This window comes from Nitrospira sp., assembly GCA_024760525.1.
Classification (GTDB): Bacteria; Nitrospirota; Nitrospiria; order Nitrospirales; family Nitrospiraceae; genus Nitrospira_D.
Genome location: CP060500.1, coordinates 135,622 through 159,863, shown reverse-complemented (window position 1 = coordinate 159,863; position 24,242 = coordinate 135,622). Strand labels below are relative to the sequence as shown.

20 protein-coding genes and 2 pseudogenes are annotated in these 24,242 nt (G+C 55.7%); 11 read left to right on the top strand and 11 right to left on the bottom strand.

Annotation, left to right across the window (positions count from 1 at the left end; all coding sequences use genetic code 11):
• Window positions 1-96 precede the first annotated feature (96 nt).
• The 3 genes from H8K04_20545 to H8K04_20535 form a co-directional block, all read right to left on the bottom strand.
• A complete protein-coding gene (locus tag H8K04_20545; GenBank protein UVT18069.1) occupies window positions 97-858 on the bottom strand; it encodes a zinc-ribbon domain-containing protein in 762 nt (253 codons plus the stop codon).
• Between the two features lie 43 nt (window positions 859-901).
• Window positions 902-1,459 (bottom strand): DNA repair protein RadC, encoded by a 558-nt coding sequence (radC, locus tag H8K04_20540; protein ID UVT18068.1) that lies wholly within the window; start codon window positions 1,457-1,459, stop codon window positions 902-904.
• Between the two features lie 195 nt (window positions 1,460-1,654).
• Window positions 1,655-2,617, bottom strand: a complete 963-nt coding sequence (locus tag H8K04_20535) for a tyrosine-type recombinase/integrase (GenBank protein UVT18067.1) — start codon at window positions 2,615-2,617, stop codon at window positions 1,655-1,657.
• A gap of 211 nt (window positions 2,618-2,828) precedes the next feature.
• Between H8K04_20535 and H8K04_20530 the strand changes: the two genes are divergently transcribed.
• Both H8K04_20530 and H8K04_20525 read left to right on the top strand, forming a co-directional pair.
• Complete coding sequence (locus tag H8K04_20530; protein ID UVT18066.1) at window positions 2,829-4,001, top strand: hypothetical protein; 1,173 nt, start codon at window positions 2,829-2,831, stop codon at window positions 3,999-4,001.
• Between the two features lie 8 nt (window positions 4,002-4,009).
• Window positions 4,010-4,180, top strand: a complete 171-nt coding sequence (locus tag H8K04_20525) for a hypothetical protein (GenBank protein UVT18065.1) — start codon at window positions 4,010-4,012, stop codon at window positions 4,178-4,180.
• A 149-nt stretch (window positions 4,181-4,329) separates the two neighbouring features.
• On the opposite strand, the pseudogene H8K04_20520 reads toward H8K04_20525, so the two are convergent.
• Window positions 4,330-5,544 (bottom strand): annotated as a pseudogene (locus H8K04_20520) (IS256 family transposase).
• 577 nt (window positions 5,545-6,121) lie between these two features.
• Here H8K04_20520 and H8K04_20515 point away from each other — a divergent pair.
• Both H8K04_20515 and H8K04_20510 read left to right on the top strand, forming a co-directional pair.
• Window positions 6,122-6,415 carry a helix-turn-helix domain-containing protein gene (locus H8K04_20515; GenBank protein UVT18064.1) on the top strand — a complete coding sequence of 98 codons (294 nt, stop codon included), beginning with the start codon at window positions 6,122-6,124 and terminating at the stop codon, window positions 6,413-6,415.
• A 260-nt stretch (window positions 6,416-6,675) separates the two neighbouring features.
• Window positions 6,676-7,866 (top strand): ATP-binding protein, encoded by a 1,191-nt coding sequence (locus H8K04_20510; GenBank protein ID UVT18317.1) that lies wholly within the window; start codon window positions 6,676-6,678, stop codon window positions 7,864-7,866.
• A gap of 284 nt (window positions 7,867-8,150) precedes the next feature.
• On the opposite strand, the gene H8K04_20505 is transcribed toward H8K04_20510, so the two are convergent.
• The 3 genes from H8K04_20505 to H8K04_20495 form a co-directional block, all read right to left on the bottom strand.
• Window positions 8,151-8,678, bottom strand: coding sequence for a GNAT family N-acetyltransferase (locus H8K04_20505; GenBank protein ID UVT18063.1), 528 nt, complete (start codon window positions 8,676-8,678; stop codon window positions 8,151-8,153).
• Window positions 8,675-8,953, bottom strand: coding sequence for a DUF1778 domain-containing protein (locus H8K04_20500; GenBank protein UVT18062.1), 279 nt, complete (start codon window positions 8,951-8,953; stop codon window positions 8,675-8,677). The genes H8K04_20505 and H8K04_20500 overlap by 4 nt, the downstream gene beginning before the upstream one ends.
• A gap of 373 nt (window positions 8,954-9,326) precedes the next feature.
• The gene (locus H8K04_20495) at window positions 9,327-9,902 is read right to left on the bottom strand and encodes a tyrosine-type recombinase/integrase (GenBank protein UVT18061.1); all 576 of its coding nucleotides are present in this window, start codon (window positions 9,900-9,902) and stop codon (window positions 9,327-9,329) included.
• Between the two features lie 291 nt (window positions 9,903-10,193).
• Between H8K04_20495 and H8K04_20490 the strand changes: the two are divergent.
• Window positions 10,194-11,342: pseudogene (locus H8K04_20490) on the top strand (IS3 family transposase).
• Window positions 11,343-11,369: 27 nt separating this feature from the next.
• Here H8K04_20490 and H8K04_20485 read toward each other — a convergent pair.
• From H8K04_20485 to H8K04_20470, 4 genes are all read right to left on the bottom strand, one after another.
• Entirely contained in the window at window positions 11,370-13,226 is a 1,857-nt protein-coding gene (locus tag H8K04_20485) for an ATP-dependent helicase (GenBank protein UVT18060.1), read from the bottom strand.
• Window positions 13,223-15,211: an AAA family ATPase gene (locus H8K04_20480; GenBank protein UVT18059.1), complete on the bottom strand. Its 1,989-nt coding sequence runs from the start codon at window positions 15,209-15,211 to the stop codon at window positions 13,223-13,225. Before H8K04_20480 ends, H8K04_20485 begins: the two co-directional genes overlap by 4 nt.
• A 331-nt stretch (window positions 15,212-15,542) precedes the next feature.
• A complete protein-coding gene (locus H8K04_20475; protein ID UVT18058.1) occupies window positions 15,543-17,072 on the bottom strand; it encodes a hypothetical protein in 1,530 nt (509 codons plus the stop codon).
• On the bottom strand, window positions 17,069-18,532 hold the full coding sequence (locus H8K04_20470; GenBank protein ID UVT18057.1) for a toll/interleukin-1 receptor domain-containing protein: 1,464 nt from the start codon (window positions 18,530-18,532) through the stop codon (window positions 17,069-17,071). The genes H8K04_20475 and H8K04_20470 overlap by 4 nt, the downstream gene beginning before the upstream one ends.
• A gap of 150 nt (window positions 18,533-18,682) precedes the next feature.
• Between H8K04_20470 and H8K04_20465 the strand changes: the two genes are divergently transcribed.
• The 6 genes from H8K04_20465 to H8K04_20440 all read left to right on the top strand — a co-directional run bounded on the left by H8K04_20465 (window position 18,683) and on the right by H8K04_20440 (window position 24,177).
• Window positions 18,683-18,859 (top strand): hypothetical protein, encoded by a 177-nt coding sequence (locus H8K04_20465; GenBank protein UVT18056.1) that lies wholly within the window; start codon window positions 18,683-18,685, stop codon window positions 18,857-18,859.
• A gap of 6 nt (window positions 18,860-18,865) precedes the next feature.
• The gene (locus H8K04_20460) at window positions 18,866-19,828 is read left to right on the top strand and encodes a XamI family restriction endonuclease (GenBank protein UVT18055.1); all 963 of its coding nucleotides are present in this window, start codon (window positions 18,866-18,868) and stop codon (window positions 19,826-19,828) included.
• Between the two features lie 2 nt (window positions 19,829-19,830).
• A complete protein-coding gene (locus H8K04_20455; GenBank protein UVT18316.1) occupies window positions 19,831-21,402 on the top strand; it encodes an SAM-dependent DNA methyltransferase in 1,572 nt (523 codons plus the stop codon).
• A 331-nt stretch (window positions 21,403-21,733) separates the two neighbouring features.
• Entirely contained in the window at window positions 21,734-22,819 is a 1,086-nt protein-coding gene (locus H8K04_20450; protein ID UVT18315.1) for a DUF3800 domain-containing protein, read from the top strand.
• 423 nt (window positions 22,820-23,242) lie between these two features.
• Window positions 23,243-23,578, top strand: a complete 336-nt coding sequence (locus tag H8K04_20445; GenBank protein ID UVT18295.1) for a hypothetical protein — start codon at window positions 23,243-23,245, stop codon at window positions 23,576-23,578.
• Window positions 23,575-24,177: a Fic family protein gene (locus H8K04_20440; GenBank protein ID UVT18294.1), complete on the top strand. Its 603-nt coding sequence runs from the start codon at window positions 23,575-23,577 to the stop codon at window positions 24,175-24,177. Before H8K04_20445 ends, H8K04_20440 begins: the two co-directional genes overlap by 4 nt.
• Window positions 24,178-24,242 lie beyond the last annotated feature (65 nt).

The window sequence follows — 24,242 nt, the reverse complement described above, 5'->3', positions numbered from 1 at the left end:
CCGATTTCACAGACGTAATCAAACGTGCACGGACGAAACTATACCGGAGGGTTCTTCGGGGTTGCAACAGCGAAAAACCGGTTCATGCACGTTTGATTACCTCACTACCATAGGGGTATGCGCTTCCCGATGGAGGCGGATCAGCTCGCGTTTGATGCGTCGGCACTCGGGGCAGGAGACCGGGAACTTCAGGCGGGTTCGGGAACGGATACTGGCGAGATAGGTGTGTTTGTTGTCTCGAGGACATTGCCACCAGACGATGAGTGCGGATCCGGTGGAGAAATTCGCCGGGGTGCGATCCTCGTTGAGATCCGGATGCCATTCTTTCGCCAGGTGCGGAAGTGTGGTGAGCAGCTGGTCAGCGCTGCGCTGTCGCGTACTGGTTTTTCGGATGCGATGGCCGGCACAATACGGGCATCCGCTCCGCCGTCGATTATTGACGGTGGTATCAAACACATGCGTCGGATCGATCGGACATTGCCACCACGCCCGATAGCGTGAATTGAGGGTGACATCGTGGGGGGTGAGGGCGCCGTTCTTTGTGGGATGCCACGTGGCGGCGATCGCCGGGGATGTGACGGCCAGCGTCCGGTTGCAAAACGCGATGCCCTGATAGGTTCTCAGAGCCAGGCGGCAGCGTCGGCAGCCGCTGTGCTTACTATAGCGGGATTTGAGCGAGGCCTGCCAAACGTGTGTGGGCATCCGGAGGCATTGCCACCAGACGGGAATGGTGGAAGCGGTGCTTAATCGGTCGAAGGTGAGCGCTCCGTTGAGGGTTGGGTGCCATTCCGCGGCCAGCTCGGGCAGCCGGTCGCTGAGCGAGGCTCGTCGTCGCTGTGGGGGGTTGGATGTCCGCATAGGTCCTATAGTGCTATTACGATCCGAGGCCGGGCCTTTCCGCTTAAGCGGACGAGGTCGGTACGAGCCAGCCCTGGTCGGCAAAGCTGACATAGCGGTTGTCGCCGACCACGACATGATCGAGCACCCTGATTCCCAAGAGATCTCCGGCTTGGGTGAGTCGCGCGGTGAGTGTGCGATCTTCTGAGCTGGGCGTGGCATCCCCGCTGGGATGATTGTGGGCGAGAATCAGACCGGCGGCGTTCATGAGGACAGCTGCCTTGAATGTCTCGCGCGGATGCACAATGGACAGAGTCAGTGAGCCGATAGAGATGGTATGGAGCCCGATGATGCAGTTCTTGCTGTCCAGAAGGATCGCGAGCATTTCCTCACGATCATGGCCGTGAAAGTAGTCGTGGAGCAACTCGAAGACGTGTTGGCTATGGGAGATCCGCCGAGCTGGGTACGGAAGCGAGGCTTCTCGAATGGCCATGAGCTTGATTCTGGGGATACGGGTCTGATGAACCGGATCGGGCAATGGAGGACCTGGCATCGGGGGTGCCGTGGAAAGAGCAGCAGTGGCGGTGGTGATCGTGTATCGGCTGGAACGTCTTGAGGGCATCGATTCCTCGCTGGATCAGCAAATGGGACATCACTGGCACTCGGCATGGCGTGGAGTCGTGTTGGAGAGGTTTCGCCCAGGAGTCTAGCCGGCGACGGACGGAGGCCCTTCGTGCTCGAGCGGGCCATGGGCAACGGGTGTCGTGTGGCTTATTGACACTCCCACGACTGAAGCCGTGGGCTTTCTGGCCTAAGCTTAGTAATGAGAGAGAAACCGTTCGGCGGCCGTGGCGCGGCGATGTTCCTGGTCGATCAAGCGTTTCGTGGTGCGGATATGTTCATGCCGCAGCATCTCTTGGACGGCCACCGGCGGCGCTTTTTTAGCCAAGGCCTGCTTGCCGGCGGTGTGCCGCAGGGAGAGGGGCGTAATGCCCGGCCGTTTGATCCCGGCGCGGCGCAAGGCGGCCGTGATGCGGCGTCGCATTTCTCTCGGCGGCATCGGCCGTTCGTCGTCGTCCGTGTACGTGGTGAAGAGGGGCGCGTCGGGAGGGTAGGCGCCGCTCGGATAGCGTCGCCGCAGATAATCATCCAGATCCTGTTTGAGCGACGCCACGATGAGCACGGGTTCCTCTGTCTGCTTCCCTTTGCTCTGTAGCGTCAGCCAGGCTTCTGTTCCATCCGGCCCGATGGGCCGGAGATCCTTGAGACGGGCCCGCGCCAGTTCCGTTTCTCGCGCGCCGGTTTTTAACATCAGCCGGCAGAGGACGGCGTCACGGTGCTGACTGAGTTTCTCACAGTCGAAACTCTGTAAGAGCTGTTTGATTTCCCGAAAGACTAACCAGTCGGTCGACAACTGGACCGGTTGGCGTGGGGGCACGACCCGCTGCCACGGATTGGTCTCGAGACGTCCTTGCGTGACGAGATACCAGCCCCAGCGTCGGAGGACGGCAAAATGGAGATTGTGGGATCGACTGGAGCCGGCTTGGTCCTGGAGGTGACGGGCATAGCGAAACGCCAATTGCGCGGTACAGAGTGGACGGGGGGTGAGGCCCGCCCACCAGGAGAGAAACCGCGAGAGTTTCCGCCGATAGGTGTCGAGGGTCTCGGCGGCGAGTTCGACCTCACAGGCCGAGAGATACTGTGCGACCCAGGTGGCAGCCTCGTCATAATCGAGGGCCGATGGGGGAGCCGCAGGGGAGGTGACAGACTGGTCAGGCATAGATCCACGCGCTACTGTGCGAAAGGGTTTTTAGCATAGGGTATCTATCGAGCCCTGGTATAACAAAATCTACCATTCCCCTACAAGCCCACCGCGCACCCGGAAAAGACCACCCTTCGCTTCACTGTCTCGGTACAGAGTGCTCTACCAGGGCCTTTCCTTGTATCGACACAGGCTCAGATCCAGGAGGCGTGACCTGGCGTCCCCGCCAGTGCCCAAGATGAGGGGCGATGGAGTACAAGAGACGGTACAGCTTGGCGAAGCGGCATGGAGCCAACGCGGACTGCGAGGGAAGGGACAATTAGCCGCAGGGTTATTACGAAGGGAGGGGATGATGCCAGGGAAGATCCGAAAGCGCTTCAATGTGTTGACTGCGGAAAACGATCACGCGGCCCGGGCATTTTCTGAGTATGTGCCGAAGGAATATCGGGATACCGCGCAGTACATCGATGTGCTGCAATGGAACATTGAGTGGTTCGGCGCCGGCAAGTCACAGGCGAAGGACCGTCAACGGTTCAACCGGGTGGTGGATATTCTGGAGGCATTCAATTCGGACCTGTTTGTCTTTCAGGAAATCGCGGGCCCCTCGAAAGACGGCCGGTATCCGGGGGTGTTGGATGCGGTCGCCGAGGAGCTCAATCGCCGCGGGGCCGGCGACTATGTGGTCTATTACACGGCCGCAGGCGGCGAGCAGCGGGTGGCGATGATGTGGGATCGGGATTGGCTCCGGTCGAAAGCAGACGTAGAAGATTTGTTTCCCCGCGGAGAGCATCAAAAACCCGGGAAGAAAGATCCCTTCGCTGGGCGAACACCCCTCTACGGCTATTTTACGGCGCGCATTCCTTCAGGATCCTCGGTACCCGTGCCGCCGGGGACGGAGAAGTTCGACTTTCAGGTCCTCGGCGTGCATCTCAAAGCGATGGCGGAGGGGGCGCCCCAACGGAAAGAATCGGCGGCGATCTTGGCGAACTGGCTGACGACGACGGCGCAGGCCACCGATTCAGACACGATGATTCTCGGAGATTGGAACGCCGCGCCGGATGCACCTGAATGGGCCCCGTTTCATGCGTTAGAAGATGATCCGGCAACGCCTGTGCATTTTCGTGACATTAACGATCCGAGCGATTACTCGTATCTGTGGCTGGCGAACCGGAGCAATCGGTTTCTCTCACGGATCGATTTAGCTGCGGTGACCTTGGCCTCGGCCGACCAGGTTGTGGATCAGCAGATTGCGAAGGTGGTGCAGTGGGTGCCCATTCAGGAAGCGTTGGCGCGGGCCGGGTCCATGAAAGATAAGGCTGTGGTGAAGGTGCTGCAAGAGGTCAAGGAAGCTGTCAGCGATCATTTGCCGACGTTGGCGCGCTTCTATATCAAACAGAAGTGAGAGAAGGAGTGAGGGATGTCGAGGCCCCGGCCGATCGGCGAGCGAGGGGCTATGGCTTGGCCACTATAACCACGCGGACCAGAAAGATCGGGGACGTGTTGCGGGTGGACTCCCAGCCTGGTGGTGGGATGGTGATCACGGTGCAATGGTCGTTGGCGTCCATGCTGTGTCTGGCATGACCCCGCCGATTCGCCGCCTGTTGCCTAAGGATCACAAGTTGGTCCGGACGAGGAGCCACCGTCAAGAGGTGTGTAAATAGGGTTCAAGCGGCGGTCCTTTCGGACTGATTGTCCTCGTCGCTGTTCACCCTGCCTGATCTGGTTATCCTTCCATCTTTGAACGGCACACCAGAGGCGACCAGCGGCAACAGCTCCGGCGCATTGAGTTTTCTCCACGACTTCTCCGCCACCCGGAGCATCTTCCAGATAATGGCCTGGGCCCCCTCCACTCGTTTGTAGCGACGAGACGCGTCCGTACGGAGCCGCACCGAGGCGAAGGGGGATTCCACGATGTTCGTCGTTCGAAGGTGAATCCAGTGTTCGTGTGGGAACGCATAGAACGTGACCATGCGGTCCCAGTCCCGCAGCAGCGTATCGACGGCGTTCTTCTCCGTCCTCCGGTATGTTTGCGCGAATTCATCCCGCCGCCGTTCGCATTCGGCTTTCGTCTCCGCATACGGCATCGCCTTCAGCAGCTCAGTCGCCTGCGGCTGGACTCGCCTCGGGAGATCGTTGAGGACATTGGTGATCTTGTGGTTCCAGCACCGCTGCTCCTCGCCGGCTGGATGGATTTCGCCAACGGCCGCCCAGATCCCGAGATGCCCGTCGGCCACCGTCAGCCGCGGGAACGTGAGTCCGCGGTGTTTGAGATCGCGCAAGATCTTCAGCCAACTCTCCTTGCTCTCCCGTTCGCCACTCTCACAGGCTAGCACGATCTTCTCGCCGGTGCGGAGTGCACCCACGATGGTGAGGAGCGCGCGCTTGCGGTCCTCGATGCCCGCCTTCACATACAGGCCGTCGGCCCACCAATAGACGATCTGCAGCTCCGACAGATCCCGTTTCGCCCACGTCTCGTACTCGAGCTCGAAGCGGGCCTTCAGTCGTTGCAGCGAGCTCGCCGACAGCGGCGCCCCCTCGCCCAACAGACCACGGAGCGCCAGCTCAAAGTCTCCAGAGGATAGCCCGTGCAGGTACAACTCCGGCAGCAGCGCGCCGACCTCCTGGGTCCGCCGTGTAAACAGAGGGAGGACCTTGCTCTCAAACCGGTCGGTCAGATCGCGGACTCGTGGGCGCCGAACTGTCACCGTCCCATTCATCATCGAGAAGGCGCGGGGTTTGCCGTAGCCGTTTCGGCTCCCCATTGGTGGATCAATCGGCGACACCATGCCGCGGCGCGCGTAGGGGGCACGGCCGAGGAACGTCGTGACTTCCTCCTCAAGGAGCTGTTGCAGCTGGACCTGAATCTGCCCACGGGCCCACTGCTCAAGCGTGGCGTAACACACGGTGCTTGACTCGGTGGTCTCGGTGCTGGTTCTCTTCTTCATGGTGGCGTATCCTTTCCCCTCCGCTTCAACGGAGGCGTGGTTGGTTGATGTCCAACCGAAAGGGTACGCTGCCTTCATCCTATTTCCACACCTAAAGATGATACCTCCGGACGAGGGCTCCTGATCATCTTGGGTCTGAACAGGACGTGCTGGTTGAGTACAAAACATCAGAACATCGACCCCCGGTGAGAATGCCCAGACACGTGCTAAGGCGTACCTGAATCACTACCGGTCCTGGTTAGATGTGCACAATTCAGTAAGTACAGACTTGCCCAATAGCACAGAAACCACGTGAGAACAACTGCGGGGACATCGCCCTACGTTGCTCACTCCCTGTGACCTGGAAGCAGAAGGCTTGACAGACTTTTACCTGATCGGTTGTTTTACGAAAGCCTGCCAGAATGCCCCGCCCAGAAGGGCGGGGATGAATGGCAGCCCGTAGCGAAGCGGAGGTAAATTCCCTCTTGGTTTACAAAAGCCCCGCCTGGAAGGGCGGGGTTCTTTACCCGTACGGTAAAAATAGGCAATTGCGCGAACTCTACAAAATCGTGCAACTGATCACAAAGGAGATGAGAACATGACCAAGGCAGGCAAACACATCATCACCGGCGCAAAGGACGCGCTCGACATGCTGCACGGGAACGCGTCCGGTAGGGTGCACACCATCCGCACCGCGGACATCGACGTGCGGAAAATCCGCAGCCGCCTCAAAATGACTCAGCAGGATTTCTCCGCAACATTCGGCATTCCCATCCCGACCCTGAAAAAGTGGGAAGTCGGGAAGCGCGTGCCGGAAGGCCCCGCGAAAGGCTACCTCATGGTTATCGACAAGAACCCGTCAGCCGTGAAAAGAGCGCTTCAATCGCTTTAGACCTGTGATGAAAAAACCGCCCGCAAGATTTCCTCACACCCCGGCAGGAGTGCCTTGGACCCCTCGGTCTTACCGTGACCGGTGCGGCCAAATATCTGCGCGTCACCCGGCAGGCCCTCAACAACCTCGTAAACGAGCGGGCAGGGGCTTCCTATTCAGTACCTCAAACCATGCCCGTTGGCGTCAAACAAGGTAGGGCGCTTCTGCCGCCTTCGAATACTTGCCTTGCAGTTCAGGCACTTTATGCCTATATTGCTAGGATGATTAAGCGACATGCTCAAGACAAGATCATGAACCTGCTCCAGATTTTTCCCGCTGTTGGCATACTGGGGCCGAGGCAAGCAGGAAAAACGACACTGGCACTCCAGATCGCCAACACCCTGCGCCCAGAACCGATCTATCTCGATCTTGAAGATGAAGGAGATCGCCTCAAACTGAGTGATCCCAGGTATTACTTCAAAACACATGAGGGGCGGCTGATTATTCTTGATGAAATTCAGCGCTTGCCCGAGATTTTTACTACTCTGCGAGGTGTTATCGACCGCCGACGCCGTGCCGGGGAAAAATCCGCCCAGTTTCTGATTCTGGGTTCTGCATCGCTTGACCTGCTGCAGCAATCTTCTGAGTCCCTCGCCGGCAGGATTGCTTACAGAGAACTGGGTGGCATCACAGCCTGGGAGGGCGCACAAGATAAAAAACTGTCCGCAGATATGCTATGGGTGCGCGGCGGGTTCCCCTCCAGTCTCCTGGCTACCTCGGACGCTGAAAGTTTTGAGTGGCGCAAGACTTTTATTCGCACCTATCTTGAACGAGATATTCCACAAATCGGCCCGCGTATTCCTGCATCGACTTTGCGCCGCCTCTGGACGATGCTGGCGCATCATCAGCGCGGACAAGTCAATATTGCCCAGCTTGCCGGCAGCCTTGACCTGTCGTCACGTACAACGAAACGCTATGTAGAGCTTCTGGAGGATTTGCTGCTCGTTCGCACGCTCCGGCCCTGGTACGGCAATATCGGGAAACGGCTCGTCAAAGCGCCAAAGATTTATATTCGTGACAGTGGCCTGTTGCATACGTTGCTGGGACTTTCAACGCTAGAAGATATCCTCGGTCATTCCATCGCGGGAGCAAGCTGGGAAGGCTTTGCGCTTGAGAATCTTCTGAGCGTGCTGCCTGATGATGCGCTTCCGTGGTTTTACCGCACAGCAGCGGGCGCTGAAATTGATCTGGTGATTGAGCAAGGCACACGTCGCCGGATCGCCATCGAAATCAAACGCTCACTTGCGCCCAAACCCGCGAAGGGATTTTATATAGGATGTGAGGATATCCACGCGACGCACCGATTCGTCGTGTATCCCGGCAAGGACACGTTTTCTCTGTCTGAACATCTGACTGTTGCTCCGTTGGTCGATGTAATGGAAACATTGCAAGAACTGACGAATACCACATAGGGCAGGAGAGTAGGAGACCGATCGCCTGAACCGACCGGGTCACCTCACACTCACTCCGACACCGGAATGTTCGTTTCTCCGAACATGATCGCATCGGTTTTGTCATGGTGCGGCCCTTGCTCATCCCCGAAGGTCTGGCCACAGATCCAATTCGTTCCCGTTGAATTCTATGGCTTCAGATCAAGCGGCGGAAAAGCCTGCATGCCCATTCAGAACACGGGATCGTGTATGCCGTACGACGCCAAGCGCATGAGCCCCTCATCCCGTCATCGTGCGGACAGGCGTTATCCCCGGCCCTTGGCCTTCAATGCTGGTGCAAACGTCGCCAGGGACATGACGAGCGTGCGCGGCGTCGTGGCTAAGGGCACGGCACCGTACGCGGTGTACCAGTCGGCGGCGCGTTCGTTCTTCGCATCGATGATAAGGATCACGCCGCCAACGCTGGCCGCGGCGCGCAGGCAGCGACGGCCGGCTGCCGCAAGGAGCTGGCCACCCAAGCCCTTCCCTTGCAGCCGCACGTGTGTCGCGAGACGCGCGAGCCGAAAGCCCGGCACATCGTGACGTGCGAGGCCACGCCGCACCATCTCCGGCGTGTCCGCATACGCGAGCGCGCCGGGCGCGAGGCTGTAGAAGCCAAGGACCGTCGTGTTGTCGGCATTGTCGATCGCGAGGAAGGTTTTCGCGCCGCCTGCGTCGTGACTTTGGCGGGCGTATCGATGCAGGAACTCGTTCATCGCCGCATCGCCGCAGTCAAAGGCCTTGCGGTCGTGGTGTTTCGCGATCGGCTCCTCGTGCCAAGCCGGGACGCTCATGGCTCTGTCGCTAACGAGGCGAGCGCCTTCCTGAGCCGGGCGTTCGGCGGCGGCGGCGTTTCGAGCAGCTTCAGCACTGTGAGGCTGTCCCGCTCCGACAGCATGAGGCGCTCGGCCTCTTCGATCACCCGCTTGGCTTCGCGCAAGGCCGGTTGGAGCACGAAATTCGTCAGGTCCGTGTTGCTCAACGCCGCCGCCCGCACGAGCGTGGCCTTCTGTTCCGGCCGCACCCGGAGATTCATCCGCTTGTTATCGTCGATCGCAACCCGGGGCATGGCTCTTCTCCTTAGTGTGTACACATTGAAAGAGTACTCGAATTCCGCGCAGATGTCAATGCGTGAGCCTTGAATGCGTACGCCTCCCTGCTGGTCCCTCTCACGCTCAGGCCCGAGTCACACAACGCATCTCGGCTCGTCACAGGAACAACCGTCGCGATGATTGCCCTTGGAGTCGTTCGCCGATGCTGCCACACGTGTACGCGACGATGTGCGCAGACGTTGGCAACCCAACAGCGTACGAGAGGGCAGTCTTGTCAAGACATCCTCAGACCGCTCGACTGTGAAATGGTTGAACGTATTGAGTTGTGGGCCCATGCGGTCCATGCGTACCATGTCGGGCGAACGCCCCCTGTACCAGTCCATCCTCCTTTCAGATTTTAATCCTCTTTGCCAGATCGAGCGCCTTGCGCTGATCAACTCCCAGATAGTGCGCCGTGCTGCCGATGCTCTTGTGGCCCAGCAGGTGCTGGCAGGCCGCAAGGTTTTGCGTCTTGTCATAGATTGCCGCCGATTTCGTCCGGCGCATCGAGTGTGTGCTGTGCCGCCGGGGATCTACGCGGGCAAGAGACGACCATTTCTTGACCAGGTTGGCATATTGTTCGCGGGTCAGATGACGGCCGGTTTTGCGATTGCCGATACTGGTCCACAGGAACGCTTCCGGGTCTTTGTTTTTGTCCGATGCCAGCAGCCAGTCGGCAATCGAATTCCGAGTCTCCGGCGACAGCGCCACGACGTGGCCGGCACCGGTCTTTTTCTGGCGGATCGTAAATTCATGGACGACATCGCCGTTGTGATCCGTGACATCGATGACTCGTAAGGGAAGCAGGTCGGAGGCGCGGAGCATGGTATCGATCGCCGTGTTGAACAACGCCAGATCCCGAATTTTCTTTTCTGCGGCGAGCAGGGTGCGGATCAGGGCACATTGTTCTGGCGCGAATGGTGCCATCTGACCAACGGCTTTATCCTTGTTCCAGGGCTCATTCTCAATTTTGGCTTTCTGCTTTTTACTCACAAAAGCAAAAATAGCATATACTGAAAGTAATGTAAAGCCTTGTTTTATAATGTTATTCTATTTTGGCTTTTATCTAAAGCAAAAATTGAACAAATCCAAGGGTTCATTCGCCTTCGAACAGTAATACCTCACCAATTCAGTCACGCATCACTATTGGGATCTGAACTAGCCCGGGTTTGACGGACACCTCAAATGGGGGCACGATAGCCCCGACGGAGGTGCGACATGGGCCAACGACGACGGTTCACTCCCGAGTTTAAGCGACACGCGGTAGAACTCCTGAATGCCGGGCAACGGCCTGCTGCCGAGATTGCTCGTGAGCTCGGCATTCCGCGGAATCGCCTCTACAAATGGCAGAAAGCGGTCGCCGTCCACGGCGGCGCCTTCCCGGGGTCAGGGCGGCAAGCTGAACCCGCTGCTGAACTGGCGCGTCTCAAGCGTGAGTTGGCGCGGGTCACCGAGGAGCGAGACATTTTAAAAAAAGCGTCGCAGTACTTCGCGAGGGAGTCCGCGTGAAGTACGTGTTCATCCGGACTCAAGAACGCCTTCATCGGGTCACGGCTTTGCACAGTCCTGGGCGTCAGCCGCAGTGGTTACTATGCCTGGCGGGATCGGCCGGTGAGTGCCCGCACCGCCGACGATCAGCGGCTGCTGCCGCTACTCCGCCAGATTCATCAGGAGATGCGGGAGGAGTATGGGGCCATCAAACTCTGGCGGGAAGCGAGCGGTCGAGGACTCCGCTGTGGCCGCCATCGGGTCGCACGCCTCCGAATCCTCGGCGGCCTGGCGGCCAAACGGGTCCGCCGATTCCGCGTCAGTGTCGAGCATCATCAACTCCCGCCGCCGGCGCCCAACGTCTTACAGCAGCGCTTCGAAACGACGGGGCTGAATCGCGTCTGGGTCGGGGACTTCACGATGGTCGCGACCCGGGCGGGGTGGCTGTATGTGGCCGTCTTGTTGGACTTGTATTCACGGCGGGTGATTGGTTGGGCCATGCGAAACAAGCCGGACCAACAACTCACGCTCGACGCCCTGGCGATGGCCGTCCGTCAACGGCAGATTCAGCCGGGACTCATTCATCATTCCGATCAGGGGGCGCAGTACAGTGCGCGGCTGTATCAACAACGCCTGAGGGACCTCGGCCTTACGCCAAGCATGAGCCGGAAAGGGAACTGCTATGACAACGCCGTGGCCGAAAGCTTCTTCAGTACGCTGAAGAATGAACTGATTCATCACCAGACGTATCAGACTCACGGCGAGGCCGGACGAGAGATTTTCGCGTTTATTGAAGGATTCTATAATCGCCAGCGGTTGCATCAGAGCCTCGGCTATCTGAGCCCGCTGGAGTTCGAACGACGGCTCGGTGAGTCTTAACCTGGTGTCCACGAAACCTGGGCCAGCTCAATCTGTCCCTCTCTGTATTCGACGCAGACCAGCCGGCGCTAGCAAGTTCTCAATCCAAGCTATGGGTTGCCCACGCTCACTGCAGAACGTAAAAAATGCGCGTTGCTTGGCGCGGGTGAATGCGACGAAGAAGGAATTCAATTCTTCCCGTTGATTTGGCGTAAGACTCCACCATGTTTGGTTATCAAGCCCGTAAAAGATCATCGTATGAAACTCAAGCCCTTTACTTTTGTGAATCGTCATAAGAACAACTTGACCAACTCCCTCGAACTCATTCAGCACTTCATCCCACGAACTAGCCCCCTGTGCGCATTCCCGGAGAAGCGCAACAAACCCGTTCCAGACCCGTTCGAAGTCGTGCTGGCGTCTATATGCCGGAATGTTCTGCCGGACCAACGACACTCCCACAAAATCAAGAACTCGCCTTACCATCTCACTTGCTGAATCTGGATTGAGATCCACCTCTCTCATAGAGCGACGCAAAGCGCGCACAAAATCACCGAGTCTTGTCTGTAGCTGTTCCTGATCAGGTCCGTCATCCGGGTCAAGGCTTTCGAGAAACTGTATCGTTTGTTGAGCTCGGTCCCAATCCTCCGGACTCCTCATCTTCGCTCCTAGGCGAAGAAGGGGCATCAATATCGCGGTGAGTTCCTCCCCTAGAAGACTTTGGATATCTATGTCACCGACAAACCTGGCCGTATTTCTTAACCTGATACCCCGGCGTGCAAGGGCCGGCGCTAAATCCTCTTCAGCCCGATCGGCATGGCTTCGAACCAGAATCGCTATGTCATGCGGCTCAACGTTTCCAGATTCCACTTCCTCCGCGATCCAATCAGCCAGACGGCTTCTCTCCGCCTCGGGATCTCCAAACTCCCAAATGGCGGCGACATCTCCATGAACCTCACGCTCGGCCCTGGCTTCAGGGCATTCACTCTCTGGGTCAATGCGACACGCGATCACATGCTGAATGCGGACAAGATCTTCGTGCGAACGCCAGTTTGACAATAGCTGCACTCGACCGGCAGAGAAAGTAGTCTCAAACTGAGAAAAACCATCCGGCATTGCTCCCGCCCACCCCATTATCCGTTGCTTGTCATCACCAACCGCCGTCAACACTGAGTCGCTCCCATCCAGCGCTGTCGTGAGAAGCTGAAACTGAGCCGAGGTTGTGTCTTGGAATTCGTCAAGAAAAATGAATGGATAAGTCATCTGAAACGCGCCGCGAATACCAGGATGTATCCGGAGAACCAACTCTACGAGACGATTTATCATCGCGAACGTAAGTCCAACCCCTGCGGGATTCCTGTACTGCTCCCGCCAATAGGCGGTGACTGCCGCGTACACTCCCCCGGTGCCTTCATTTTCATTTAGTGGGAGACGAGTCGTCGCCAAGGCAGATTCTAGCTCTCCCGCTTGCAAGCCGTAGAAGCCATGCCTTTCAAGAAACTGTTCATAATCTCTACGTTGGTGAAATACTATTTGATAGTCTAGCGGCGGACGCAAAAACTCAGGAATCGCTAGCCGGAATCTATCCAATAGCCCCTTTGTAAAAGCATCGAAGGTAAATGAATCTAACCGCCGCGCCTGTTCCGGTGGGCACCGTCTGGCCACCCGATCCGCCAGATTGTAAGCAGCATCCCGCTTGAAACTGATCGCGAGTATCCGTTTGGGATCGCGGCAAAGACCTGTCTGAAGAAGATAAGTCGCTTTTTGTGCAAGGAACTCAGTTTTACCTGATCCCGCTCCTGCAGTAACGCAAACGCTCTGACTCGTTTCCCGCAATGCTTCCCACGCGCGCGGTTCCAGATCATCAATGCCATGCGGTCGCCAGGCTTCAGGACTCATAAGCATCATTCTTCATCGCCTCTGAGCGCCAACGCCTTCTTGACATGTTCGATAAGCGCTCTCAACTCTGCAGGAGCCCCATCTGCCAACTCGGAAGCCTCGATCCGGTTGATGGCCGAGAGATGCGTCTCGGGCTTACTCGAACTCACAAACAGGTATGGGTACCATTTGAAAGCATCATCATAGCTAACATCAAAGAGACTTGGATCGCCGCCGGTTTTTAGCGTTACGGCTTTCTTTTCTTTAATGGCCATAGCATCTCCCCGAGGCCCATGACCTCCAGACCTGGGATGCTCGTAGGCCACTGGAAACGCGGAGAGCATCGAAAAATCAATATCGACAGGGTAGGAGAAATATACCCCTTCCAATTTTAATGCTTGTAACCATGTATTACTCTCCCAACCATCGCACAGGTCCCCGTGATCAAGATCCGTCAGCTCTTCTACCGCGATCTCACCATCCAGAACACACCGGTTCGCTGAAAGGTCGTTGCCAATTGCCCTTAAGGTTTCCACGACCGTCCGCACGGTCTCCGCTCCTCCGTGGCGACGTCCAAGATCTAGATCCAATAATGTCGCATGAGGGATTCGCAGATCATTCAGCAGCTTCCAGAAATGCGCCACATGTCTTCCTCCCAGAGGGACAATCGGAACGAACGAGGGGTCCATCTCCATACCCATAGCCTCTGCGATTTTGGGAATGATTAAACGTTCTGATTCCCCTTCGCCGAGAACCACGAAGCGAGCGAAGTACAGTTCGGGATATGCCTTCACCGCTAACCGCACGTATCTGCTGGCTTCTTCATCACCAGCGGGAAGGCTAAGCCTTTTCACTGACGATTTTCGACTCCCACGTTCAATCCGGAAATATCGAACCTCCTCTGGATCGATCCTGCTCAAAATCGCTGACGAGTGGCTCGAAACAGCAACCTGTGCCGATTGCAGACTGCCAATCTCCCGGCACTGTGCAATAATTCTGGATAGAAAAAATGGCGATAGGCTGTTTTCAGGCTCTTCGATTCCGAGGATCGTCAGGTGCGCTCTCCGCATCTTCGCCACATCGAAAGCGCCATCACTATGAGTCACCGCAAAAGCATCCCTCTCGACCTCCAAGGTTGCCGCTGTGAGAGCTATGTGAAAAAGGGACCGTTGCCCGTCACTTAAATCAACGAGCTCTCGGTCACGTCCTGATTCATCAGGATAGAACATGAATGTGGCGTTTCTAACGAATTCATCGAATCGCCTGTCGACAAGCCTTAGAAGAGGAGTAGTATCAGTATCAGCCTCATGAACCTGGCGCCACCGTCGTTCAAGGCGTTCGAGTACGAATTTCGCTGGCTCCTCCCGGTCAAAACGGTTTTGTATGAGAGTTGCTGTCCTGGCAGCGGAGTTCCGAAACTTGGTTGACCACCGCGCAGCTTGCCACAGACGACCTTTCAAGAAAGATGTTACTTGTGCTCCGACGTCCCTGGTAGCAGGGATATACACAAGCTGAATTGATCCTCGCTGCGCAGGGAGGACTCTCTTGCATTCATCCTCTTCGAAGTCATCTTCCAACGTAAGGACCCACTTTATCTCTTCCTCGATATTCCCATCCGGTGTGCCGTCATCAGTCCACGTAGCTCTCAGTTGAATCCTCGATTTAAGCGGTTCCCCCTCACCCGAGGCAGCCATTTGAAGGAAAAACTCCGCCACTGCATCCTCTCGGTCATCCTCTGCCACACCTTCGAGTTCAGGAAAACATAGGATCACCTCTATGCGTAAAGATGCCCCAGAAGTGATCTCTTCTTGATCAGCCGGCACATGAAAATCCTGACGACGGACACGCCGCTGTGCCTCCGTCAATCCAAAAAGACGCGCTAAGGCCTGAAATACAGCTGTCTTCCCAGACCCGTTCCCTCCCACAAACGCTGTAACCCCTGACTCGAGTTCGATGCTCGTCTTCTCTGGTCCAAAACAACGAAAATTCTGAAGGGAAATGCTTTCTATTTTCATGATCGATCACCGAGGACTCGTCATCGCTTAAGTTGTTTCACAAAACTCTCCCAGCTCATGTCGACAATGCGCTTTCTCCCCTTTACTCCAGAAAAGACAGCTACTCCAGCGGAATTCAATTCAACGCGACACACGAACTTTCCACGTTTGTCGTATGCCCAGAAACGGATGGGTTTTACTCCCAATTCGACGTATTCACTGTACTGCATATATGAGCTTCGCTTAACCATTGTCTCCTCCCGGGAATAGGAATTATGCCGCGATTAATACTCCTCCACGCTCTACCAAACGACACTTTAGCCTTGGGTCGATCACAATGGATCGACCTTGATCAAATATAGAATTTGAAAGGAAGCTTTGGTTCTTCCGTCTGCGGAGCGGACACCAGAATTTCTCCCACCGCATTCGCGAATTTTATCGTAACCGGCAGCCTGTCGTTAAACAGGCATGTGTTGTAATTAAGCTTCGTCAATCTCATGACATCCGCCAACACCGTGTCCTGGTAACAATCACCTTTCTGAATGTTCACAAAAACCGGGTTCGGTGTTTCAGGTCCAAGGTAGGTGTTTAGTCTTGGAACATATCCGCTCGTCCATAAATACGCCGCTCGATCAGAAACCTTGAGCGCGGTTCCCCGGATCACCGGAAATGCTCCCGGCCTGAACAACTTTAGTTCGGATTTTGCATCACGAATTTGAACACCGACCAGATTCGTCGCAGATGGCACGGCTGATTGAAACCCTGCCCATTCCTCCTCGTTGAATCGCGATCGTCCATGGATAAAAAGCTCTTTTGGCTCTTCATTGCCGTGCAAGCGCTTATATTCCGAGACAACCAAAGACATCAATTGCGCTGCCGGGCTCTGTTTCAAATGATATTCTTTGCTCGAAGCCGTATACCAAGGACCAACAGCACCTCTGAATACGACTCCGTCCCCGGACGCAAGAAACATCTGCGCTGCGCAGCAGGCATTGGGATCATCACCGTCTGGATCTGTCTGTTTGTACACCAAGCCTACATAGCAAACCCCGGGGCGCACACCTGACAATCTCCACGGTTTCCCGCCCGCTTTATAATAGGCTGCGGTGCACAGCTTCCAGGCTATCGTCGCAGGATCTTCCACCTTTCGCTGAAGCCCACCAAAAGAAGTTTTGAAGTCTTCCGGGGCTAGTGTCGTTTCACGAACGATTTGCGTGACAATCTTGTCCTTTAGCAGCCTTGCCTTGAGTTGCCGCCGGAAATTCTTAGCATAAAGGTAAACTTCCGCTTCTTCTTCATCCAATCCAAACAGCGTTGGTGCCATCTTTATTAATTTCGCCTTTCTTTGAGAAATGATCACACTGCCTTGAATCGCTTCGCCTTTCGGGACCTTCGAGGTCGGCCTCCCCAACCGGTAGACGATCTCAGGTATTACAACAAACCAGAATGCGGGCTCCGCCTCCTCTTTTTGTGAATACTTGATCAATGGATCCACATATAGGTCTACGGCACGCTTTACCGCCTCGAAGCGATTGGCGATTCTCATGGCACGTTCGATCTCGGTATCCGGCACAATAATTCTTGCCAATGGCTCAGATGGCCATTTCGATCGAAAGACGCTCTCGAACCCCGGAAACGATGTGTGATGCTGGGCCTCAGGGTTTAGCCTTGGCTCAAATCGCTTGATATAGCCGCTGATCGATTGAGACCACCTGCTGAACCGTTCAATTCCCTTCGGTGTACCGATCACTCCATAACGTAGCGTCTCCGGCGCCGCGCTATCCTTGATAGGACCATACAGAAACAGTCCGTCCCGGGGGTGTTCTTCGTGCTGGCCGAATGAAAACTCCAGCTTCGGCTCTTTGATGTAATCTAGCTTCATGGACTCAAACTCCCGGTCGCTCCCGGATCGATTTTGTCCTCAATCACAGTATCCCCCTCCCCTTCGGAAGGGCTCTCTTCCTCATAGTCCTCGTACTCTTCCACAAAGGCAGGGTCATCACTCTCGACTTCCACCTCTTCTGTTCCTGTTGTCTCTCCCTCTCCCTCGAAGATGGACACGCCGGAAGTCATCGACATGGGTGGCACTTCCAACGACAATCCTGATTCGGATCCGGTCTCCAGCCAGATGCAGCGTTCTCCCTTCGCCAGCCAGAACAAGAGTGCTAATAACATGTCCCTCCATCGAGGATTCCGCCACGATTTTGTCACGGATCGCCGCAGACGATTCATCCGTTTAGCATCGTCAAGCGCTGTGCTGCCATCCTCGGACAGTATTATTCGGGGAATCAGCTTTACGTGGGGGGTCTCGCCAATCCATATCTTCGCTGAGATACCAAAATGCCATTTGTACTTCGATACCCCAACACTTGCATCCCCTACGAGCTGTCTTCTGCCACTCGGCCCATCGTTCCATTTAAAGGCTACCTTGTCCTCTGGAATTAATCCTGAATGCACCCACCACCCAGAAACCCCTGTGGAAAAGCCGTACCGAGACAATTTGCTCTCCCGTAATTTGTTTTCCAGCGCGCTTTTTATCAGTTGAGTCACAATGTTCTGTGCTTCTCTCCTGCCTATGGACCGCATCTCATCCCCATTCTCAAGGAAGTGCGGGAACCACCACTCTTTCTCGCGCGAGATTGGCAACGCGCATCCGTGCTCTGACTGAAAATCTGTCTCTTTCGCGCAGGAGAAAAAACCATGCCCATGCAGTGCGACAGGCCACCGCGAACTTGCCTTCAAAGCTGCGGCTCGCTCCTCCGCCCCCGCGCCCAGAAACTCAAAATATGCAATCGCGTTCGGCAATTCCGTAATCGCCAGCCAATTGGAAATCAGCTCCTCGGGCTGGTCCCGAACCGCCTTTGCTTTCACAAGGAAGGCGCCCCGCCAATTCTCAAGACTATCACTATTCGCTGAAGGCGTCCGCGGAACGCTATAAGACTCCAAGGTCTTAAACAGTTCACTCAGCCCCCGCCCCCAACCATTCATGAAATCAATGTATTGAGCCCGTACAATCTGGAAAGGAGAGTCGAATTGTTGCAGCCGCAGCGGGATAACAAACTCTCCGTCTTCTATTTTCTTTGCCACCTCTGTAGCAATCTGGATTTCATTCCGCACCCCGTCTTTCTCAACACCCCACGGTGTCCCGACTAGAAGCATCTTGAAAGCTCTCTCTCGCAATGCCTTCTCAAGCTTTCGCGCCCAATCCTCTCCACCGCGGAGTTTCAGGACATCTGCCCAAACCTCGTATCCTGCGCCGCTCAGGTGTGAACCGAGCCAAATCGCGAAGTCATTATCCTCGGGATTCGCGTGGCTGATAAAAATGGCCGGTCTGGGTTTCATCGGAATGTCGCTTTCCTTGTATTTAGAATCATATCTTGTACTCCTTGCTCCGTATAAAACCAACCTTCTCTAATCAGTGCTTTTTCTCCTCGGCTTGCAAGCCATCAGATCACTATTGACAGGCTGTCGACATGTCGACATAATCTTCACATGAAGAATAAACCGCCATCGATTCGCAAGACCCTGCAGCCACGCCAGATTGTCGGATTCAGCCTTCCCCCTGATCTTGCCGCTGAAGTGAAAGTTGAAGCGGCCCGCCGCAACATTTCCCTCCGCAAGCTTTTCACCGAGCTATGGACAATCTACAAGAACACCAAACACGCGTGAGGAAGAATGCCCGTTAACTCCGACAAAACCCTTCAATGGAAAAATGACATCGCTCAGTCCGTTGACATGTACAATGACTGGTTCATGAAATTTGCGCCTCAGGCTTTTCGCACCACGCGCATCCAGACCACAAAGGACGTAGAAGCTGCGCTTGCCTCAACCGGCAACCTTCTCTCGATCCAGCCATCCGTAATCCGGCAGCATCCTGAAATTCTGCCCACGCTGCGCATGTCGACCTGCCCGCCCATTGCCGTCGACAGGCTTATCGGCTTGGCCGGAGTGTCCCCGAATCTGGTCAAGTACATGGAACTTGAGAAAAAGCTCCCTATGCGAATGAGCGTTACCGAAGCCGATCAACAACTCGCCAAAATCTCAGCCATCATTCAAAAAATGGCCGATCCTGATATTTTCGTTTGGCTTGGACGGAAAGACCTGCCGACAGAAACAGAAATTCACCGCGCAGCCACCATCGTGGCAGACCGCCTTTGCGGGGCAGTTGCCAATCCCATCATCCGCAATGCACAGGAAAAGCGCCAACTGGCCGCTATCAAGGCTTGGCTCGAACAACGCGGCTACAGCCAGCTCCCTCAAGGAGATGGAACCACGTATGACACCATGACCCCGGGAACATTCAGCTTCCGCATGAATGTTCCGGTCACACTCGAAGGCGGCACTCAAACCGTCAACATTCCCATCGACGCCGTCATTATGCCGAAGTCAGCACAGGCCGGAGACTTCCCGGTTTTCTTCGAGGCAAAATCCGCTGGTGATTTCACCAACACCAACAAGCGCCGCAAAGAAGAAGCTGTCAAAATGTCACAGCTTCGCAGCACCTACGGCACCAAGGTCAAATTCAACCTCTTTCTCTGCGGATACTTCGACTCAGGCTACCTTGGCTATGAAGCCGCCGAAGGCATCGACTGGGTATGGGAACACCGCATCGACGACTTGATGCATTTTGGAATATGACCATGCCACGCACTATCGTCAGTCTCGAAACCATGCGCCGCCAGCTACAGGCCGACCTCGATAGCCACAAGACACAAACCGAGCGCAACCGCCTCGGTCAGTTTGCGACCCCATCACCGCTTGCCGAGGAAATTCTCAGATACGCTCAAACGATCCTCCCCCCGCACGAGAAAGTCCGATTTCTCGATCCGGCAATCGGAACCGGAGCCTTCTATTCCGCTCTCCTCAACGTCTTTCCCAGAAAACGCATTCAACAGGCTCTTGGTTTCGAGGTTGACCCTCACTACGGAAAGCCAGCCACACACCTCTGGAAGAACACCGGACTTTCCATCAAGCTTTCCGACTTCACTAAGGCAGAGCCTTCACCACGCTTCAATCTCATCATCTGCAATCCGCCGTATGTGCGCCACCACCACCTTGAGAACGGCAACAAAACCCGCCTCCAAATGCGAACCCAACAGGCCAGCGGCATAAAAATCAGCGGCCTTGCCGGTCTTTACTGCCACTTTCTTGGCCTATCTCACGCATGGATGGACGTGGGAGCTATTGCTGGTTGGCTCATCCCGAGCGAATTCATGGACGTCAATTACGGCCTAGCCGTCAAGCGCTACCTTCTCGAAGGGGTAACACTTCTCCACATTCACCGCTTCGACCCGAACGACATACAATTCGCGGACGCTCTTGTTTCTTCTGCCGTGGTTTGGTTCCGCAATACTGCGCCCCCAAAAAACCACGCAGTACAATTTACGTTCGGCGGCACACTTCTGGCCCCCAAGCTATCCCGCACCATATCCGCTCAAGCACTCGCGCATGAGCCGAAATGGACGCGGTTTCCTGCCGCAGACATCCGAACCGAAACAGGAATCCCGACCATCTCAGACTTTTTCCAGATCAAACGCGGTTTGGCGACCGGCAACAACGAGTTTTTCATTCTCACGGAAGAAGAAATCAAAGCCCGCAACCTTCCGATGGAGCTATTCACCCCGATCCTGCCAAGCCCGCGTTACCTCCCTGAAAACGAGATCAAGGCAGACCGGTACGGCAACCCCAAAATCGACCGCCCCCGCTTTCTTCTCGATACCAAACTTCCCGAAGATCAAATCAAACGCCGCTTCCCAGCCCTGCACCGCTACCTTGAGGATGGGAAGGCCCGTGGCCTTCATCACCGCTATCTATGCCAACATCGCTCACTTTGGTACGCGCAAGAGAACCGCCCGCCTGCGCCCATCGTCTGCACTTACCTTGGACGTTCCGATACCAAAGACGGAAAGCCGTTTCGGTTTCTCTTGAACACATCACGCGCCACCGTTGCCAATGTCTATCTGGCCATGTACCCAACTCCTGTTCTTGCCCGCGCAATGGCCCATGACAAGAACCTGATACGCCGCGTCTGGCACCTTCTCAACCAGATCACTCCAAACCGCCTCTTGGCAGAAGGCAGGGTTTACGGCGGGGGCCTTCATAAACTCGAACCCAAGGAACTTGCCAACGTCCCTGTCTCCGAAATCGCCGCGATCCTTCCAGATCACGCCCGCCCCCTCAAACAGACCGACTTACTCGCTCACGCCGTTTAAAAACCCTACGCCATTATCCGTCATTGACTGTTGGACGAATGCCGGTTTTTACCCGCGGTAGGCCGGGCAGGCTTTTCAGCCATCGGTGGCGCACAGGCCGCGTTGCCGCCCACGCCCAACGCGCCGCTGACTTCCTGCACGGCCTGCAGCCCGGCGACCAGAAGGAGGCGGCATAACAACCCTCCTGTTGATTTCCATTGGCTTGTGGAGCTATGGGGAAAGAACTTAAAATTGCCTTACGTCAACCACGATGAATCAATAGAGTAGAGTGGCTGATCCGGAGGTTTGTGCTTTGGTAGACATAGATGAGATACGGGACGCGCATTTAGCCATGCATGGCCTTACCAAGGCTGATGCAGAATATGTCTTTTATCATGACGAAACGAACAACATTAAAAAGCTGCGCCTTGGTGTGCAGGGGTTCAATGTTACGGAGCCTGGTGTATTTGTGCTGGGCGGCGTTGTGCATGACGGTGCGCCTCGGAGTTTTGACCCAGAGTCATTGCGCAATGCGATGCACATTCAAAGGAGCGCGGGCGAACTCAAGCTCAAGCATGTTGCCAAGGGCGAATTTCTCGATCTGTTGACGTCAGACAAATTGACCACCTTTCTACAGTGGATTTCCGATAACGACCTGTTTGTCCACTATCATGCGCTCGACCCGCTCTTCTGGTCGCTCGTCGATATTATGGACTCGATACTTTACAGGCTCGGCGAACCGCGCCTAATGGAGCTTCATATTCGGCTAAAGGCGGACCTGACCGCACTCCTTCGAGCCAACCTGCCCGAAACGACCAGTCTGTTTTACCGCTATAACTATCCAGACCTGGCTCCGGAGAACCGCAAGCCCTTTCTGAACGAACTCATCTCAATGCTGGAGCAGAGCGATGATGTGCTGCCGGAATTTAATTCGATGATGCTCAAGGGCATGTTGCAGGCGGGACGCGATCTTCCTAGCCTCGACTTCATTGAAGGGTGCACACCTCACCTTTTAATAGAGAGCTTCACCATCTTCTATCTGAAACGGATTGCGCTGTTCAAACATTCAACCCACATCCTTGATATGGAAGATTCCATTCGCGATGATTTGCAATCTATGAAGCTGGTATCAGGCGGGCAGCCAGTAAAGAATTACCGGTTTGCCGATTCCAAATCCGAGCCGGGCATACAGGTATCAGACATCGTGGTGGGACTAATCGGCAAAATGTACAGCTACTTCGCAGGAACCACGCGCGATGAGGTTTCTGCCGCGCGTGCATCTTTGATTGGCACCAGCCTGAAGAACGCGGAACTGCTACGCGACATCATCGACGCCTCACATGAGGCCAATATTGCGTTCCTAGATCACGTTACCAGCGCCAATGAAATTGGCAAGATGAACGTATTTCTTCGGTCTCGCGGAAGCGCGTATGAATGAAAGGGCAGATTGGAGCTTATTGAGACTAAGCCGAAAGCGGTGATGCGTGGTGCGAGGATCCTCGCCAACAAACACGAGGAACTCCGCCGCACCTCATCCGCTTGCAAAACCCTAACTCCGCAAATTCACCCCTGGCCCTTGATCCACGCCCCCACAGCGTACCGGAGTCCGAGCCAGCACACTGCGGAAATGGCCGTATCCTGTTCCCCTCGGTCTCGTCAGACCCCTTTCCCGCTGATTCCCGGTTGGCGCCACATGGCTGGCCGCGCCGTCAGGTCAATGGGCGGCCCGCACCGAAAAACCGTGTAGCCCATGTGACCTGCCGGCTATCCCGGCCCGCATTCCGGGAGCGCCCGGGAATAGCTGCGGGGAAAAAACTCTCTTATCCTCTCGATTAACATTTGTGATTAAGGAAACTGGATCATGGTTACCAAAGTGCCGCCGCCTTCTCCCTCTTTTCCCCCTTCGCTTGCGTTCCCAGACCTTGTTCCCGTGGCGCAGCTTCAGGCATTCCTCTATAATAGACATATGACCGTTGACAGAAATAAACCCATCACCGGCAAGGAGCTGGAAGCTCTGATTGAACGCGGCAAGGAAGCCAAGGCTTCCCTCGCATGCGAAGGAATTTTCCTCACGCCCGAAGAAGATGCCGCCTTCGCGGAAATGAATCGCCTCGGCCTGAGCTATGAACAGCGTGACAAGTTTCTTGACGAGTGGATGCACCGCACCTACGGCATCCCCCTGCCCGATCCCGCATGAGCGATCCTTACGTCTATCCCGGCACCGATGTTCTCAACAACAAGAGGAATATCCGCGAAGCCGACAAGCTTGAGCGCTTCGAGCGCATCATGAGTATGAAGCGCATGCAGGAGCCTCTGCCTGATATACCGATGACGTATGAAGGCTACAAAGCGATCCACAAGCATATTTTTCAGGATGTTTATCACTGGGCGGGAGAATCGCGCACCGTCTCAATGGCCAAGGGAGGCACGTTTTTCGGACCGCCCGACCACGTGGACACGGAAATGAAGAAGCGGTTTGAGATGATCCAGAAGGAAAACAAGCTGAAAGGTTTACGCCGCGCCGAATTCGCCAAACGCGCCGCCGAACATATCGGCGAGATCAACGCCATCCACCCGTTCCGCGAAGGCAACGGCCGGGCGCAACGCCAGTTCCTCAAAATCCTTGCGCGACAGGCTGGCCACAAACTAGACCTGCAACGCATCGCACCGGAAACCTGGCACCAGGCCTCCGTGCAGGGTTTTCAAGGCAAACACGACGACATGGAAAAGCTCATACGCAGCGCCATCATTGAACCCGCGCGCGTCAGATCCCGCGACGAAGGCCGGGAACGGTAAGCAGCCTCATACGGCAAGGGGCGATCAAAATGCACGAACAGACCATATTGACAGTGAAGATAGGA

Bases quoted from the DNA above. Each gene is read 5' to 3' on its own strand.
- H8K04_20450 (UVT18315.1), top strand. From the start codon at position 21,734: ATGCATGGCCTTACCAAGGCTGATGCAGAATATGTCTTTTATCATGAC.
- radC (UVT18068.1), bottom strand. From the start codon at position 1,459: ATGCCCTCAAGACGTTCCAGCCGATACACGATCACCACCGCCACTGCT.
- H8K04_20470 (UVT18057.1), bottom strand. From the start codon at position 18,532: ATGAAACCCAGACCGGCCATTTTTATCAGCCACGCGAATCCCGAGGAT.
- H8K04_20500 (UVT18062.1), bottom strand. From the start codon at position 8,953: ATGCCCCGGGTTGCGATCGACGATAACAAGCGGATGAATCTCCGGGTG.
- H8K04_20460 (UVT18055.1), top strand. From the start codon at position 18,866: ATGCCCGTTAACTCCGACAAAACCCTTCAATGGAAAAATGACATCGCT.
- H8K04_20515 (UVT18064.1), top strand. From the start codon at position 6,122: ATGACCAAGGCAGGCAAACACATCATCACCGGCGCAAAGGACGCGCTC.
- H8K04_20485 (UVT18060.1), bottom strand. From the start codon at position 13,226: ATGATGCTTATGAGTCCTGAAGCCTGGCGACCGCATGGCATTGATGAT.
- H8K04_20445 (UVT18295.1), top strand. From the start codon at position 23,243: ATGGTTACCAAAGTGCCGCCGCCTTCTCCCTCTTTTCCCCCTTCGCTT.
- H8K04_20495 (UVT18061.1), bottom strand. From the start codon at position 9,902: ATGGCACCATTCGCGCCAGAACAATGTGCCCTGATCCGCACCCTGCTC.
- H8K04_20535 (UVT18067.1), bottom strand. From the start codon at position 2,617: ATGCCTGACCAGTCTGTCACCTCCCCTGCGGCTCCCCCATCGGCCCTC.
- H8K04_20475 (UVT18058.1), bottom strand. From the start codon at position 17,072: ATGAAGCTAGATTACATCAAAGAGCCGAAGCTGGAGTTTTCATTCGGC.
- H8K04_20480 (UVT18059.1), bottom strand. From the start codon at position 15,211: ATGAAAATAGAAAGCATTTCCCTTCAGAATTTTCGTTGTTTTGGACCA.
- H8K04_20545 (UVT18069.1), bottom strand. From the start codon at position 858: ATGCGGACATCCAACCCCCCACAGCGACGACGAGCCTCGCTCAGCGAC.
- H8K04_20440 (UVT18294.1), top strand. From the start codon at position 23,575: ATGAGCGATCCTTACGTCTATCCCGGCACCGATGTTCTCAACAACAAG.
- H8K04_20505 (UVT18063.1), bottom strand. From the start codon at position 8,678: ATGAGCGTCCCGGCTTGGCACGAGGAGCCGATCGCGAAACACCACGAC.
- H8K04_20465 (UVT18056.1), top strand. From the start codon at position 18,683: ATGAAGAATAAACCGCCATCGATTCGCAAGACCCTGCAGCCACGCCAG.
- H8K04_20455 (UVT18316.1), top strand. From the start codon at position 19,831: ATGCCACGCACTATCGTCAGTCTCGAAACCATGCGCCGCCAGCTACAG.
- H8K04_20510 (UVT18317.1), top strand. From the start codon at position 6,676: ATGATTAAGCGACATGCTCAAGACAAGATCATGAACCTGCTCCAGATT.